Below are 15886 nucleotides of genomic sequence, written 5' to 3'. Positions count from 1 at the left end.
GGGAACCCGCCGATCCCTCAACTGCCTGTGTTCGCACGGGCGTTGTCGGAATGCCGGGCGAGGAGAGCCGGCCTGTCGACCTTCCCGTTGCGCGTCACGGGCAGGGAGTCGGCGACGTGCCATCTCCTCGGCACCATGTATCCCGGCAGGGTGTCCGCCAGGGCCCGGGACAGGAGGCGGGGCAGCACATCCGCTCTTGTGTCCGTGGCGCTTTTCGGCACGACGAAGCCGACCAGGGCGGCGGCCATGCCCTCGCCCGTCTTCTCGACCACGGCCGCCGTGACGAGCCCCGTGGCCACGACCGCGCGTTCGACTTCTTCCAACTCGATCCGGAACCCCCGGAGTTTCACCTGGCGGTCCTTGCGACCGAGGAACTCCAGGGCCCCGTCGCCGCGCCGTCTGACGAGATCACCGCTCCGGTAGACCCTCTCTCCGTCCGGCATGACGACGAATCGCTCAGCGGTAAGACCTGGTTGCCCCAGATAAGCGGTGGCGATCCGGGGTCCGCCGATGCACAGCTCACCGCTCTCGCCGTCCGGCACCGCATCGAGATCCGGGCCGACGACGCGCAACGTGGTGTCCTGGAGGGGGAATCCGATCGGGATCCGGTCGAGTCCGGCGAGATTCTCGGCGGTGCACGGGAAGAAGCTGGCGAACGTGGTCGCCTCCGTCGGCCCGTACACGTGCAGCACCCGCTCGGGCGGGCGTACCGTGCACAGCCCGCGCACCATCTCCGGGTCCGCAGTCTCTCCGCCGAAGAGGAGGACGCGCAGCGTGGCGAACGCGCCCGGTGCGGCGCGGTGCACCATGTCGACGAGCGCGGTGGTCAGGAAGACGACGGTGATCCGGTGCGCGGCCAGGCTAGCGATCCACTGATCCAGGGGTGTTTCGGCGACGGCGGGCATCATCACCACCGTGGCTCCGGCCGCCAGGGTGTTCCACACCTCGAAGGTGACCGGGTCGAAGGAGGGGTTGGCGACCTGGGCCACCCGGTCGCCCGGTCCGACCTCGCAGTAGGCGGCGCCCGTGACGAACCGTTCGATGGCCAGGTGGCTGAGCATGACGCCCTTGGGCCGGCCGGTGGAACCCGACGTGTAGCCGATGAACGCGATGTCCTCGGGCGCGACGGCACGCGCCGGCGCGGTCGTCGCGCCCGGCGCCGGATCCGCGTCCGGTCCGGGCATGGCCAGGACCGGCGGCCCGTCCCCGGCCCGTCCGGGGTCGGTGACCAGCAGGGCCTCGGCCCGGCAGTCCCGTACGACCGAGTCCTGTCGTTCGCGGGGCGCGTACGGGTCGAGGGGCACATAGGCCGCCCCCGCGCGCAGGACACCGAGCAGTGCCACCACCAGCTCGGGGGTGCGCTCCATGCGGACCGCCACCCGTGCTCCCCGTCCGATGCCGCTGCTCTCCAGGCGGGCCGCGACGGCGCCGGACCGCTCCCACAGCTGCGCGTAGGTCAGTTCGCGCCCCACGGTGTCCCGCACGGCGCAGGCGGCGGGTGTCGCGGAGACATGGCGTGCCACAAGTCCGTGCACACCGGGACCCGTTCGCGCGGCCCTGGACTGGACGTGCCACGGTTCGCTCATGACGCCGTCCCCCGTATTCCCGTGCAGCGGTGACCGTGACCGCCGGCGACGGTGCCCCGGTCGTGATCGGTGGCGTTCAGTGTCGACGCCAGCAGGGCACGCCAGTCCTCGTGGAGGCCGGGGCCCGGCCGGGTGTCCAGCACGTCGGTGCGGTACCGCCACGGGCGGCGCAGGGCCGGCGCGGCAGCCAGGTCGGCGCGGACCGGGCTGGTGCTTCCGAGCAGGCGCACGAGTTCCGTGGCGTACTCACGCCAGGAGACGTGTCCGCCGACCGCGTTGAGCACGCCGCCGGCCGGCCGGCCGACCAGGGACACCAGGACACGTGCCAGGGCCGCGGCACCCACCCAGGGCAGGCCGAACCACGGCTCCGCCACGGTGTCCTGCACGGGGAGCAGGATCGGCTCCCCTCGCACGGCGCTCTGGTAGAAGGGGCCGAGGGTCCCGCGGCGCAGTTGGTCGCGCAGCCGCCGGTGCGGTCCCCAGACGAGCGGCACCCGGACGAGGCTGATGGAGTCCGGCGCTCCCCGGCGGTCCGCCGCGGTCCGCAGGACGCTCTCGCAGCTGGCCTTGCCCCGACCGTAGTCGCTGGTCGTACCCTCCGTTTCCTGCCCCTCGGGGACGCCGGGGCGCACGGGCCTCCCGTAGGCGTCGACGCTGCTGACGAAGACGAACGGACCGCCCTGCCAGTCGTTCGTCAGTGCGTGCAGGGCCGCGACGTCCACGGCGGGCTCGGTGAATGTGCACGCGGCATGGATCACCGCGTCCGCGCCGCGCACGGCTTCGCGCAGAGTGCCCGGCCGGGTCAGGTCGCCGTGCACGACCTCGGCTCCTGAGCCGCGCATCACGTCGGCCGACTCGGGCCGGACGAGGGCCCGGACGCGATACTGCCGGGAGACCAGCTCCTGGACGACGAAGCTCCCCACAGCGCCGCTGGCACCGGTCACGAGGACAGTGTCGCGGACCGCGCCGGTGGAACCGGCCGTGTCGGCAGCCGGGTCCGCCGCGGCCGCACGTTCACTCAGGGCGGCGATGAGGGCCCGCGGTGTGGCGTGGTCCAGCACCTCCAGCCCGGTGACCGGCACACCGAGCTGCTGCCGGAGACGGTGGGCGAGCGCGACCGCCATGAGGGAATGACCGCCGGACATGAAGAAGTCACTGTCCAGGGACATGTCGGTGGACAGCACGTCGGAGTAGCTGGCGAGGATCCGCGCTGTGTCCCAGGAGGACGGCTCGGCAGGGGTGAAGTCGTTCATCGATTGCTCCGGAGGGCTGGAGGTGTCCCGGTGCGGGAGCCGGGGAACGGCGCCAGGGTGCGCGTGGACCGGCCCGGTCGCGGTCGCGGTGGCGAGGGCTGCGGCTGCGTACTCAAGTCCCGTCGCAGTACGGATCGATGACCGGCTGGCCGTAGCCATGCTCCGCGCGTTCCGACTCCGGCCTGCCGCGTCGGTGCGGCACATGCACGAGAGCCCGCTTCAGCCAGCGGTCCGTGCCGTCGTACCGCGACCGGAAGGGCACCCTGCCATGGACGACGACATCGTTGTCCACGACCAGTACGTCCCCCTGCTCCAGTGCGACGGCTCGGACGACGCGGGAGAGTTCCGCCTCCAGGCGGGCGTAGGCCGCGCGATACGCGGCGTCGGTGCCGTCGAAGCGCGTGTACGCCGGGTCGAACCGGATGGTGAGTCCGTCGGGCGTCGGCCACAGCGTGCGCACGGGTTGGGGCGACACGGTGCCGGCGCAGGCATGTACCTCGTCGGGCAGGGCGGAACTGGTGTAGGCGTCGTCGGGAAGGATGGGGGCCATCGGGCGGGACAGCGCGTCGACGTCTTCGGGTGCGAGGTCCGTCAGCCGCACGCTCGAAGCGGTCGTCGCCACTCCTTCGTGGTTGCGCATGCAGCACAGCAGCAGGAGGTCGGCCCTGCGGGGGTGGAACGCGTCCTCGGTGTGCGGGGCGAGCAACACCGTGCTGCTGGCACCGGTCTGCTCGTTCTCGTGGCCCGGGGCGGGCACGATGTTGTTGACCATACGGCCGTTCTGCTGACCCCGCCATCCCATGGGGTGTCCCATCGCGGCCGCCAGCAGGAGCAGGACGACGTCCCACAGCGCACCGGCGTCACCGGCGACGGACCACCCGGTGGGCGTCGGGCCGAGGGAGGCGTCCTCGACGGGGAGCCCCCGCAGGACGTACATCCCCGCGTCGGAGAACTCGGGACGCAGGGCCTCCCTGAACAAGCCGGGGAATTCGTCCGCTTCGTGCCGGAGTGACTTGAGCAGCCCCGGAGCGTCGGGAGTACCGAACCGCTCCAGCAGTCCTTCCGCGGCGGTGACCAGTTGAGCGGCGAAGCGTCGATCGAGTATGCGGGTCGGGGGGCCTGGCACTGCTCCACGAGCCAGGGCACCTGGCGCTGCCATGGACATCTCCTTCGTTGATCGTCTCCGCATATGACGAGGCGTCAGAGTTCCCTCGGAGTGCGGCCGCGGTGGTGCGGTTCCCGGGTGGCCCGTGATGGTTCCGGTGTCACCCGTTCCGCCAGTGAACCAGCGGAAAGTCATGGCGCCGTCGACACCGCGTAGAGGGGGCATGAAGTCTGTCGAGAGGACGGATGCACATGTGTCTGGCCGTGCCTCGCGCTTCAGGGCACGTCTTCACACAGCTTCGACGGCATTTTGACGCGGCCGCGACGCGTCCCTGGTTGACTGGCGTGGCAGGAGACATCGGCGGCCGATGCCGTATCGCGGGCAGCGGGTGACCGCGCCCCGCGAGAAGGCGAAGTGATCGCCGTCGGCGGGGTCGCGTACCGGGCACGGCGTTCACGCCGGGACACCACGATCGTGCCAAGAGCACGGTGCCCTGCGTGCAGCCCGAAGACGTTGTCGATGCGCCGGCCCCTCGGCGCCGGGCGCCCGCGGCTCCCACCCCCGACGACCATCTGCCGGCCCCTGACGATCCACGCCCCGGTGACATCCAGGCGGAGGACCACAATGAGCCGGCCGAGCCCGAGGCTGCGTCGCGTGTTGGCGGACATCCCCAGCTACCGGGCCGCCGACGGGCCCGGCGGCCCGGTGCACCACAAGCTGGCGCAACACCCGTGACGGTGCCGACCACTGGCGAGGCGCACGACCTGGAGGCGATGGCGTGCGCTGTCAGCAGCCGTACCCGGCTGATCTTCGTCTGCAACCCCAACAACCCCACCGGCCCCACTGTGCACCGGACCGAGCTGGAGGTCTTCCTGGACCGGGTCCCGGGCGATGTACTGCGCGGACTGCCACGAGGCGGGCCTCGCCGGCCAGACCATCCCGGGTGAGGGAGTACGGGTGACGATCGGCGCGTACGAGGCGGACGACACCTTCGTCAAAGTCGCCGACGGCTTCCTCCGGCGTACGGGTGTGGAGCCGGTCCATGGATGACGCCATGAGCGCCACGGCCGGCGGATTCGGCTGAGTGAGCCGGGGATCGGGCCGACCGGCGACACCGTCCCTCAGCAGCAGCCGCGCAGAGCAAGGCGGCGTCGGCGTCCTTCCGGCGTGATCGGCGTCCGGTTCATGACGGTCTGCCAGTCGGACTGTCGGAGCGCCTCACCCAGGTGCCCGATCCGCGTGGCCCCGCGGAGTGCGCCGCGCTCGGACGCCGTCCTCGCCTCGGCTGCTTGCACCGGGCCGCTCGATCGACGGCCCGGATGCTGCCGTCTGCCCTCCCGAAGATCGATTTTCCGATCGGCTTCAGAGCCGAGCCGAGGGCCCACCTGCATGACCGGAAGAAGACTGCTTCTGAAGGTCTCGGTCGGAGTACAGTCATTAAGACAACACCGCTGTCCTGAAACGGACTTGCAGCTGGCGAGGGCGCACAACTTCGGCACTCGGCTGGCGGCCGGTGGTGCGGTCCTGGGAGGGGGGAAGAGTATGTCCCGTGTACCCAACACCCGCCTGGAGACACTGGTGCAGGCCGCGGGGTTGAGCGTGGCCCAGCTGGCCCGCGCCATGCGCGCACTGGCCGCGGAGCAGGGTCTGTCCCTGTCCTACGCCCCCACCACCGTGCGGCGCTGGCTGGCGGGCAGCCAGCCCAGACCACCCGCCCCCGCCCTGCTCCTGGAATGCCTGTCGCGCCACCTCCGCCGCCCGGTCTCTGCGGAGGAGGCCGGGCTCACGCATACCCCGGCCGTGGCCGTGGATCCGGCGTGGGAGGCTGACCCGTTGCGCAAACTGAGCCGGCTCACAGGCGCTGAGCTTGATCCCGCCCGCCAGTCGCTGCTGGGCACGGACGTCTTCAGCCTGGCCGCCCTGGTGATGCCTCAGCGGATCACGTCCCCCTCCGCAGCGGGCCAACCTGCTTCGGCCGGGCCTAGTTCAGCTCGCCCCGGGCCGGCCGAAGCCGAGCGGAGCCGATCGACGCCGACCGAAGCCGACTGTATGCACGGCATGGCGACTCTGTTCCACATGGCGGCCGACAGGTATGGCGGAGAGCCGGTGAGGGCCGCTCTGGCCGCGTTTCTGGCGCAGCACGTCGTGCCCGCCATCGCCGCTCCCGGGCGCGAGCAGATCCCCCGTGATGTGCTGTCCGCAGCCGCTCAGCTGACCCTGTTGCTGGGCAACATGAGCGCGGACAGCGGCCATGACCGAACCGCGCAGCACTACCATCACATAGCCGCCCGGTTCGCCGCCGACGCCGATGACTCCGCCACCCTCGCCATCACTCTGCGCGCCATGGCCGCGCATGCTCACGAGCTGGGCCATCACACGCCAGCCGTACTCCGCCTCAGCGAACAGGCCGTCTCCCTCGCCGACGCCGCTCCACCCGCGGTCCAGGCCTATACGCAGGCCCTCCATGCAGTGCTGCTGGCCTACCACGACCGCCGCGCCGCGCTGGACGCCCTCGCACGCGCCGAGCGTCTTCACGCCCGCACCGACGGCCCTCCCGGCCCGTTCACGGCGTACCCGGTCGGTGCCCTGTGCTACCAACGCGCTCAGACGCTCAGCGTCCTGGGCGACCACTCCGGCGCCGTCAAGGCACTGAACACCTCTCTTCGCTTGCGCACCGCCAACGAAGACCGGTCCATCGCCCTCACCCGTGCCCGCCTGGCCGAAACACACTTGCGCATCGGCCACCTCGAACAAGCCCTGACACACTGGCAGGCCTTCCTCACCGCCTACGCCGCCCTCCGTTCCGCCCGCGCCACGCGCCACCTGCGTACCATGCGTGAGCTGCTGCAACCGCACCAGCGCCATCGCGCCGCCCATCAACTCCTGATCCAGGCACGCCTGTTCCGCTGAATCCGCGTGGTGCGACCACATGGACGAGACCGAGCTCACAACCGGTTCCTGACAGTCTGTGGGAGCTGATCGCCCCGTCGCTGCCGCCGTTCGGCTCCCGCCAGCAGGGCTATGGGACCGCTCCGCGGCGTCGGTGGACGAACTCGGCGCCAGGCAGGCCGAATCCGGTCGATCGCGGCGAGCGAAACGGCGATGCCAAGGGCTCTCCGTACACCATCCGGCTCGGGGAAGCCGAGCCCGCAAGCGCGTACTCGCACAAGCGCACAAGGTTGCACGCAGTGCACCGATTGCCCGCCCGTGAAGGTAGCCGAAGCCCGGGGTCGAGATGCTGTACTGCTTCATGTGTCCCGTTCGCCCTCCCGAGTTCGGCAAGGCGAGCGGGCTGCGCTCCTGCTTCGACCATGCCGAGACCAATTTTTCCAGCGTGCCTTCATATGGGGTGAAGCATGTGTTGCTCGCGGTGCGGTAGCGAAGTGAGGAAAGGGCAGACTTTCCCGGCACCGGAGTCGGCAGCGGCCACACTTCAGGAAAACGGAGAACACAGTGCTGGAACAGCTGGATGAAACGTATGACACTTTACGGAATCACGATACCCAGGCTGGGATGCGGAGCCTGCGTGACCGGCTTCGGGAGTCCCGGGCCGAATTGAGTCCGGGCGAGTGGCGCAGGGTGTGCGAGCAACTGCGAGAGCACCCGGTGTGGAGGCTGCTTCAGGAGTGCCCCCTGACCGGCAGGGCCTTTCGCAAGCCTCGGGGATATCCGGGGGACGCCGTGATCATGGATCTGATCTACGGCACGTACGAGGGACCGGTCCCTCAGGAGCAGGATCCGAGCGTGCAGGCCCTCTACCGGGCGTCGTACGAGATCGATGTGTTCAGCGCGGCGAGGTACCGGCTGGAGCAGGTCAGACGACTCATGCAGGAGGTGTCCGAGGATTTCGACGGCGCCATCGGCGCGGCGGTAGGAGCAGGGCACACACGGGAGACGGTAGGTCACCCGGCCCTGGCCTCGGGGCGTATGCGGCGCTATTACGCGATCGACCAGGACACCGAGTCCTTGGCAGTCGCGGGTGCGCAACCCGGGGTGGTGGCCGTGCAGGCATCCGTACGGGATCTCCTGACGGCCGGGTGCCTTCCGCACCGGGTGCACTTCGTTTCCGGAGCCGGGCTCTTCGACTATCTCGCGGAGCGGACGGCGAAGGACCTGATCCGGGCGATCAAGGCGTCACTGGAGCCCGGTGGCCGGATTCTCATCCCGAATGTCACACGGACATTCCCCGATACCGCTTACCTGGAAGCGGTCATGGAATGGCCCCTCGTGAAGCGGGACGAGAACGACATGGAGCGCCTCTTCGAGGGGATCGAGGGGATGCAAAGACTGGTTCAGCACCGAGATCCGACCGGCTCCATCGTCTTCGCCGAAGCCGTCTTCTGAGGTGCTTGCACGGTGAGGGGAACCACCATGAAACGCGCGTCCACTGACCCGCCTGTGCCGGTCGCGGTGATCGGGATGGCCTGCCGGACCGCCGGTGCGGATGATCTCACCGAGCTGTGGGGGCTCTTCGCCGGCGGTGCCCGAGCGATCGGGACGGTTCCTGAGGGGCGATGGGACGGACTCGACCCGGGCCGGGTGACCGTGGCGGAAGCCCGCGCGGGGTTACTCGAAGACCTCGCCGGTTTCGACGCGTCGTTCTTCAAGATCTCCCGGCGGGCGGCCGCCTGGGCGGATCCGCAGCAGCGCATCCTGCTCGAACTCGCCTGGCATGCTCTCGAAGACGCCGGGGTGAATCCCCGGCAGCTCGAGGGAGCGCCGGTCGCCGTGTTCACCGGCTCGTTCGCTTCGGAATACCGGGACCGCATGATCCGGTCGGGACGGGTGGACGGCGCCGCACTCACAGGGACCCTGGTGACCTATCTCGCCAACCGCGTCTCCTACCACTTCGACTGGAAGGGGCCGAGTCTCACTCTTGACACCGGATGCTCTGCGGGAATGTCGGCGCTGGCGCTGGCCGTCAGCGGACTGCGGGCCGGGGAGTTCCCGCTTGCCATGGTCAGCGCCGCGAGCACGCTCTGCGACGGCTTCTACCCGAGCGCCGCTTTCCGAGGAGGGGCACTTTCTCCCACGGGGCGCTCCACGCCGTTCAGTTCTCGCCACGACGGCTATGTACGAGGGGAAGGCGGGGTTTGCCTTCTGCTGAAACCGCTGCCCGAGGCACTGCGCGACGGCGATCCGGTGCGAGCGCTCATCCTGGCCTCCGCAACGGCTCACGACGGCCGTGCGGGCGGTCTCACCGGCACGGACGCGGACTCACAGGCACGACTCATATGTCGTGCCGCCCGGACCGCCGGCATCCCCGTGGCGGCGCTGGGACATCTGGAGGCACACGGCACGGGCACCGCCGGGGACGCCGTTGAGGTCGCCGGTCTGCGCCGTGCGCTGGCCGAGGACCGGGAGAGTGCGTCTGTGCGGGCGGGCGGCCCCGGAGGAAAGATCTGGGTCGGCACCGCCAAGGCCAACGTCGGCCACCTGGAGGCCGCTGCCGGACTCCTGGGTGTGGTGAAAGCTGTGCTCTCGCTGGAGCACGGCCTCATTCCGGCGATCCCGGGGCTGGACGAAATCCAGCCTGGGCTCGTCGACGACGGGCCAGTCGCACTGGCAGACCATCCGGTGCCCTGGCCTGCCACCGCCACGGGGGCGGCGCGCCGTGTCGGCGTGAACTCCTTCGGACTGGGCGGCAGCAACGCACACGTGATCCTGGAGGAGGCACCGCAAAGCCGTTCCTTGGAATGGGAAGTCCCCGCCGGTCCACTCGTCTTCCCTCTGTCCGGGCGGACGGAGCAAGCCCTCCGCCTGATCGCGGGCCGGCTGGAACGAAGACTCGGCACGCCCGCCCCGCCCGCGCTGGTGTCCGTGTCCTGGACGTTGCAACACGGGCGCACCGCCCATCCGGTCCGTGCGCTCATCGTCGCCGATGCCCTGCCCGAGCTCCGCGCGGCGCTGACGGCCCTGGCGGAGAACCGGCCTCACCCTCTCCTGGCCCTCCCCGGCTCTCCCGTGGCACCAGCGGTGCTGAACGACCTGCGGGCCGGCGACGGTGGCGCGCGCCACGACGCCGCGGTCCGCTGGCTCGAAGGCGGCACGCCCTACTGGGAGAAGGCATGGCCCGGCACCGTCCGGCCACCCCGTGTCGCGCTCGATACGCCCTACCCGTTCGACCACGCACCGCACTGGTTCGACACAGACGTCCCCCCACACCCCCGTGAAACAGGGAAGAACCGAGTAGGAGCAGTACACACATGACCACCGATGTGACGCCGAGCGACACCTCCGAGCTGCGCGAGAATCTGCGGACACGGATCGCCGAGCTGCTCTACTGCCGCTCCGAGGAAGTCGGTGACGACCATGCGTTCACCGACCTCGGCCTCGACTCCGTGCTCGCTGTCGAGCTGATCGCGGCGATCAACGAGGAGTACGGACTCGACGAGGAAGCCGGAGTGGTGCACACCCACCCGTACATCAGTGTCCTCGCCGCATACCTCCGGGGCCGGATCGACGCCGCCACCGACCGGACAGCCTGACCCCGCAAGCTGCACCAGGAGGAATCCCCGATGACACGTGATGACGTTCTCGCCGCGCTCCACCGGAACATCCTTGAGACCCTTCCTGATCTGGAGGCGGACGAGCTTCTCCCCGAACGAAACCTGGAGGAACTCGGCGCCACGTCACTCGACAGGCTCGACATTCTCTTCGGGCTCCAGGAAGAACTCGGGGTCCGCTTTCCGGTGGAAAGCCTGAGCCCAAACCGAGGTCTCGCCTCTCTTGCCGATCTGCTGAGCGACTCGTCCGAGCCCCGATGAACAGCATCGACACACGGGCACGCGCGGTGGTCGTCTCGGCTGCGGTGCTGCACTCGGCGGCCGAGACCCTGAAGGAGTACGACGAGTTCCTGCGCGCAGGACGCTCCGCCTTGGTGGCCGGGTGCCCCGACCCACGGAGCGCTGAAGAGATCCCGTCCAGCAACCTCAACGGGTTCGACGTGAGGCAATGGGCGGAGCGGCACCTGGCGGACGCCGAGGACGCCCGTCGACGACTGCGCCGGGCAGCCGCCCGTGCCACTCTCCCGGTGCGCACCGCCGCCTGCGTCGCGATGGCGGCGGTGAGAGCGGCGAGACTTACTCCGAGAGAGCGGGCAAACCTGATACTGCTCGTCGCCGGCAACAACCTGTCCCTGGCACACCATGCGGCAGCCGTGCTCGAGTACAACCGGGACGTCCGTACAGTGCGTGCCCGTCACCTCCTCGACTGCTTGGACACCGACACGGTGGGAGCGGTGAGCGAGGCGGTCGGGGCGCACGCGGAGGGCTGGACCGTAGGAAGCGCCTCCGCCTCGGGCACAACGGCACTGATCCAAGGGGTCCGGCTGATCGAGGCTGGCTTCACCGAGCATTGTCTGGTGGTCGCTCCGGCGACGGATCTCTCACCGGTCGAAATCGCGGCCCTGCGGCTCAGCGGCGCGCTGGCCGCGGTCGGGGACGCGACACCGGAGGCGGCCTGCCGTCCCTTCGACGCCGATCGGAGCGGCTTCGCGTACGGCTGCGGCGCGGCAGCCGTCGTGCTGGAAGCTCCGAGAGAACACAGCCGGGCCCACGCCCCTGCCCCGTTGGGATACGTCCTCGGCCACGGGCAGTACTTGGACGGCCGTAGGGGCACCGCACCGGACGTGGAGGGGCAGTGCACCGCGATGCGTCTCGCTCTCGCCTCCGCGCGCCTCGCTCCGGAGAACATCGACTACGTCAACGCACACGGCACCGGATCGGTTCTCGGCGACGAGGTCGAAAGCCGCGCGCTGCACACCGTCTTCGGAGACTCCGAATCGCCCTGGACCAACTCCACCAAGGGCTTGATCGGCCACTGCCTCTCGGCCGCCGGGCTGCTGGAAGCCGTGGCGACCTTGCTACAGCTCAACGGAGGATACTGCCATGCCAGCCCCTGGCTGCGGCGCCCCGTGCGGCCCGGGCCACGGTTCACGGGCCGGGAGCCGGCACTGCTTCCCCTCCGTACGGCGATGAGCAACAGCTTCGCCTTCAGCGGCATCAACTCCTCTGTGGTGCTCGGCAGGGCGACCGGGAAGAAGCACTCATGAAGTCGCGGACAGCACATCGATGGGGTATCGACGATCTCCATGCCTACTGCGGCATCGCCTGTGTGGACGTACAGGAGACCGCCGCGGCCAGGCAGTTCGATGCGGTGCGCGCCGCGCGGCTGGAAGTGCTGCGCAAGACTGTCGCGCTGCCCTGTGAAGACGCCGTGAGCTACGCCGTGAACGCCGCCCGTCCGCTGCTGGACCGGCTGGGCCCCGACGGGACACAGGACATCGAACTTCTCATCGTGGGCACCGAGTCGGGCGTGGACTATTCAAAATCCCTGGCCAGTTGGGTACACGCGCTGCTCGGGCTCTCCCGCCGCTGCCGCTTCATCGAGGTGAAGCAAGCGTGCTACGCGGGCTTCGCCGGGATCCAGTTCGCCACGTCCCAACTGCCGCGCTCCCGCAGGCCGGGGGCCAGAGCGCTGGTCATCGGGGTCGACGTGCCACCACCGATCCGGCACACGTTCGAGGAACTCTCTACCGGAGCAGGAGCTGTTGCCGCCCTGGTGGGGCCCGAGCCGCGGCTGCTCGCTCTGGAGCCCGGAACCTCCGGATACCACTGCTTCGATGTCTCCGACCTCCGTGTGCCGAGCCCCGCGGAACACCTTCTGGACCCGGACGCCTCGCTGCTCTCCTATGTCGAGTGCCTCAAGGGCGCCTTCCGGGACTATGCCGAGCGGTGCGGCGGCGCCGACTTCATGACCGCTGTCGACCATCTGGTGTTCCACACTCCTTTCCCGGGGGCGGTCAGGGGAGCGCACCGCGCACTGCTCCGCTCCTTCGGGCACCGCTCCCCCCAGGTGGTGGCGCAGGACTTCGACGCCCGGATCGAACCCTCCGTCCGCTATCCCGCGCTGAGCGCGAACCTCTACGCCGGTACCACCCTGCTGGCGCTCATGAGTCTCCTGGAAAGCGGCAGGGCATTTCCGGGACAGCGAGTGGGGATCTTCTCCTACGGCTCGGGATGCGCCGCTGAATTCTGTGACGCGGTACTCGGCCCCGGTACGGGGGAACCCGCGCCGGAAGGCGGAGCCCATGCTGTGCTGGAAGCACGCACCCTCCTCGACCAGGCCCGGTACGACAAGGTCGCTGACGCGGCGCAGACGCCCCGTTCCGGAGTGCGGGACTACACCCCCGACCTCACCGCGCTGCGCGAGCTGGCCCTGGCGGGGACGCGCCGCGGGGAACTGCTGATGCTCTCCGGAATCCACGCGCACCGACGCGACTACGCGATGGTCAAGGAGCTCGTATGACCGCGACGCACCGCACTGACCCACCGGTGGTGTTGGAGCAGCCGGCGTCCGGCTGGGTGCGCATCCTCCTCAACAGCCCTGACAACGGCAACGCGCTCACGACCGAACTGATGACAGCGCTGTTGGAAGCACTGGACCAGGCGGAGTCGACAGCCGGCTGCCGCACGGTCGTGATCGCCTCCGCCGCCGACGGCTTTTGCTCCGGCCTCGCCCTGAGCCAAGCGGCGACACCGGAATGGCTGGAGCACGGCGAGCCGCTCCCCCGTGTCCTGTTCGCGAGGCTGGCACGTTCGCCGCTGGTCACCGTGGCGCTGGTGGAGGGCGCGGCGTACGGCGGCGGCGTCGGTCTCGCCGCCGCCTGCGACCAAGTGCTCGTCGGCCCTGGCGGTACATTCACGCTCACCGAGACACTTCTGGGACTGATCCCGGCGATCGTCATGCCGGTGATCGCCCACCGAACCGGCCCACACCGTGCCCTTGCCATGGCGCTCACCGCCGTCGAACTGGACGCCGAGGAGGCCGTGACGGCCGGCCTGGCCGACGCACACTGCGAGGACGTACCAGCCGCCCTGCGGCTTCTGCTGAGAACGATCGGCCGTACCGACCCGGCCGCCGTCCAAGCACTCAAGCGCTACCACTCCACGCTCTACCCGCCGGAGGCACAGCCCGCCGGGGCGGACACAGTAGCCTTGCGGGAGCGGTTCGCCGACCCCGCGACGCAGCACCGCCTGGCGCTTTTCCGCAGGCTGAAGGTGCTCCGTTGACCTCCCCATCCGCCCGCGTGTTCGCCGAGGCCGGCGTCGAACTGTGGCTGACTCCTCCCTTGGCGGAGATTCGGCTCCTCGACCATGACAACCACAACCGCATGGTCCCGCCCTTCCAAGCAGCCGCCGAGCACGCCTTCTACGAGGCCACGCGCTTCCCGCGAACACGCGTGGTCCTGGTGACGGGCCTACCGACGGCCTTCTGCGCGGGAGCAGCCCCCGAAGAACTGCTTGCCGAGAACGGGGCCGCCATCAGTGACGCATTCTCCTTCATCCGCTGCCCTCTGATGTGCCCCCTGCCGGTGGTCAGTGCGGTCAGCGGGCCTGCGGTCGGCGGGGGATTCCTCTTCGCCCTCTATACCGACCTGCCCGTCCTGAACCAACACGCCAGCTACGCGGCCAACTTCATGTCCTACGGCTTCGTACCGGCCATGGGAGCCGCACAGCTCCTCACCACAAAGCTGGGGTATCTCCTTGGCACCGAGATGCTGTTCACCGGACGCCCCTACCGCGGCGCGGAACTTCACGCACGAGTTCCGGGGCTCAGCGTGGTCCCAGCTGCACAGGTCGAGGAAACCGCCCGGCGCACCGCCCTCCGCATAGCACGCGCACCACGTCGTTCGCTCGAACTGCTCAAATCCCGCATGGCGAAGCCACTCCGACAAGCGTCGGACAACACGAAAGAAGAAGAACTGGCCGGACTTCAGGAGACTCTCCGCAACCCCGAAGTTCGTGCGCGCATCACCCGCCTCTACGCACAACAGTGGAGAGGCATGCATCCACGGTGACGGGCCGCCGCGAGCGAGGCCGCCGACGGGCAGCGCCGGCTCCATCGTCGGCGCCGGAACCGTCCCCGTACACATGACTGACAAGAAGCTGTCACACACGGACCGGAATGCGGGTTCGGCCGCCGACCGTCCTGACTGGCATGACTGTAGGAGTAGCGCTCAACGCATCCGACACGCTCAACCAGGTCGACGCCACCGTGGAACTGGCCCGCGAGGCCGCGGCGGCCGGGCTGCGGTCGGCCTGGTTCGGCCAGACCTTCGACGCCGACTCACCCCAGCTCGCGGCGATCGTCGGCCGCGAGGTACCCGGACTGCACGTCGGCACCTCCGCGATCCCCGTCTTCGGCCGGCACCCACTGCTCGTCTCCAGCCAGGCCCAGACCGCGCAGGCCGCCACCCACGGCCGCTACCATCTCGGCCTGGCTCTGGGCACCAAGCTGCTGACGGAAACCGGCTTCGGCCTGCCCTTCGCACGGCCCATCGCCCTGCTGCGTGAATTCCTCACCGCCCTGCGGCAGTTGACGCAGACCGGTACGGCCGACTTCCACGGAGAGCTGCTCACCGCCGCCACGCCGTTTCCCGCGCGCGTACCGGGTGCCGAGAACGGTGTTCCCCTGCTGGTCGCCGCGATGGGGCCGCAGTCGCTGCGCGTCAGCGGTGAGCTGGCGGACGGGATCCTCCCCTATCTGGCCGGACCGCGCGCTCTGGCGGAACACATCGTTCCGGCCCTGACCGCCGCGGCCGAGGCCGCCGGCCGCCCCGCACCCCGGATCGTGGCCCTGGTGTCCGGCGTGGTCACGGACGACGTGGAGACGGTGCGGACGAAGGTCGCTGAGCAGCTGGCGTTCTACGAACAGATCCCGTCCTACGCACGGGTCATCGAACTCTCCGGCGGCCGACGGGCCGCCGACGTGGCCGTGATCGGCGACGAGAGGACGGTCGCCGCCGAGACACGGCGCTACCGGGACGCCGGGGCCAGCGAGGTCGTCTTCTCGGGCACCGAGATCGCTGGAGAAGCAGACCGGCGGCGCACCTGGGCACTCCTCGGCGAACTGGCCGGCTGAGTGCGCTACGGCAGGCC

The 15886-nt window shown here is 69.8% G+C and carries 13 protein-coding genes and 1 pseudogene; 11 read left to right on the top strand and 3 right to left on the bottom strand.

Annotation, left to right across the window (positions count from 1 at the left end; all coding sequences use genetic code 11):
* Nucleotides 1-17: 17 nt before the first annotated feature.
* The 3 genes from CTZ28_RS35160 to CTZ28_RS35150 all read right to left on the bottom strand — a co-directional run bounded on the left by CTZ28_RS35160 (nt 18) and on the right by CTZ28_RS35150 (nt 3998).
* A complete protein-coding gene (locus tag CTZ28_RS35160) occupies nt 18-1586 on the bottom strand; it encodes an amino acid adenylation domain-containing protein (RefSeq protein ID WP_121893795.1) in 1569 nt (522 codons plus the stop codon).
* Nucleotides 1583-2839 (bottom strand): NAD-dependent epimerase/dehydratase family protein, encoded by a 1257-nt coding sequence (locus CTZ28_RS35155; protein ID WP_183154745.1) that lies wholly within the window; start codon nt 2837-2839, stop codon nt 1583-1585. Before CTZ28_RS35155 ends, CTZ28_RS35160 begins: the two co-directional genes overlap by 4 nt.
* Before the next feature lie 112 nt (nt 2840-2951).
* Nucleotides 2952-3998: a TauD/TfdA family dioxygenase gene (locus CTZ28_RS35150; RefSeq protein WP_121893793.1), complete on the bottom strand. Its 1047-nt coding sequence runs from the start codon at nt 3996-3998 to the stop codon at nt 2952-2954.
* Between the two features lie 662 nt (nt 3999-4660).
* On the opposite strand from CTZ28_RS35150, the pseudogene CTZ28_RS48895 reads away from it, so the two are divergent.
* The 11 genes and pseudogenes from CTZ28_RS48895 to CTZ28_RS35095 form a co-directional block, all read left to right on the top strand.
* Nucleotides 4661-4843: pseudogene (locus CTZ28_RS48895) on the top strand (aminotransferase class I/II-fold pyridoxal phosphate-dependent enzyme); the annotation flags it as partial.
* 700 nt (nt 4844-5543) lie between these two features.
* The gene (locus CTZ28_RS35140; RefSeq protein WP_259471951.1) at nt 5544-6854 is read left to right on the top strand and encodes an NsdA family TPR-like regulatory protein; all 1311 of its coding nucleotides are present in this window, start codon (nt 5544-5546) and stop codon (nt 6852-6854) included.
* Between the two features lie 543 nt (nt 6855-7397).
* Nucleotides 7398-8288, top strand: a complete 891-nt coding sequence (locus CTZ28_RS35135) for a hypothetical protein (RefSeq protein ID WP_121893790.1) — start codon at nt 7398-7400, stop codon at nt 8286-8288.
* A gap of 27 nt (nt 8289-8315) precedes the next feature.
* Nucleotides 8316-10154 carry a polyketide synthase gene (locus tag CTZ28_RS35130; RefSeq protein WP_121893789.1) on the top strand — a complete coding sequence of 613 codons (1839 nt, stop codon included), beginning with the start codon at nt 8316-8318 and terminating at the stop codon, nt 10152-10154.
* Nucleotides 10151-10432: an acyl carrier protein gene (locus CTZ28_RS35125; RefSeq protein ID WP_121893788.1), complete on the top strand. Its 282-nt coding sequence runs from the start codon at nt 10151-10153 to the stop codon at nt 10430-10432. Before CTZ28_RS35130 ends, CTZ28_RS35125 begins: the two co-directional genes overlap by 4 nt.
* Nucleotides 10433-10462: 30 nt before the next feature.
* Nucleotides 10463-10711 (top strand): phosphopantetheine-binding protein, encoded by a 249-nt coding sequence (locus tag CTZ28_RS35120; RefSeq protein WP_121893787.1) that lies wholly within the window; start codon nt 10463-10465, stop codon nt 10709-10711.
* Nucleotides 10708-11997, top strand: coding sequence for a beta-ketoacyl synthase N-terminal-like domain-containing protein (locus tag CTZ28_RS35115; protein WP_121893786.1), 1290 nt, complete (start codon nt 10708-10710; stop codon nt 11995-11997). Before CTZ28_RS35120 ends, CTZ28_RS35115 begins: the two co-directional genes overlap by 4 nt.
* Entirely contained in the window at nt 11994-13253 is a 1260-nt protein-coding gene (locus tag CTZ28_RS35110; RefSeq protein WP_121893785.1) for a hydroxymethylglutaryl-CoA synthase family protein, read from the top strand. The genes CTZ28_RS35115 and CTZ28_RS35110 overlap by 4 nt, the downstream gene beginning before the upstream one ends.
* On the top strand, nt 13250-14017 hold the full coding sequence (locus tag CTZ28_RS35105) for an enoyl-CoA hydratase-related protein (protein ID WP_121893784.1): 768 nt from the start codon (nt 13250-13252) through the stop codon (nt 14015-14017). The genes CTZ28_RS35110 and CTZ28_RS35105 overlap by 4 nt, the downstream gene beginning before the upstream one ends.
* On the top strand, nt 14014-14805 hold the full coding sequence (locus tag CTZ28_RS35100; RefSeq protein WP_147481243.1) for an enoyl-CoA hydratase-related protein: 792 nt from the start codon (nt 14014-14016) through the stop codon (nt 14803-14805). The genes CTZ28_RS35105 and CTZ28_RS35100 overlap by 4 nt, the downstream gene beginning before the upstream one ends.
* Before the next feature lie 140 nt (nt 14806-14945).
* Complete coding sequence (locus CTZ28_RS35095; protein ID WP_121893782.1) at nt 14946-15869, top strand: LLM class F420-dependent oxidoreductase; 924 nt, start codon at nt 14946-14948, stop codon at nt 15867-15869.
* The last annotated feature ends 17 nt before the right edge of the window (nt 15870-15886 follow it).

Origin of the sequence: Streptomyces shenzhenensis (genome assembly GCF_003688995.1) — a bacterium.
GTDB lineage: Bacteria > Actinomycetota > Actinomycetes > Streptomycetales > Streptomycetaceae > Streptomyces > Streptomyces shenzhenensis_A.
Note: the sequence above shows the minus strand (reverse complement) of the source record. Positions and strands in the feature narration are given on the sequence as shown.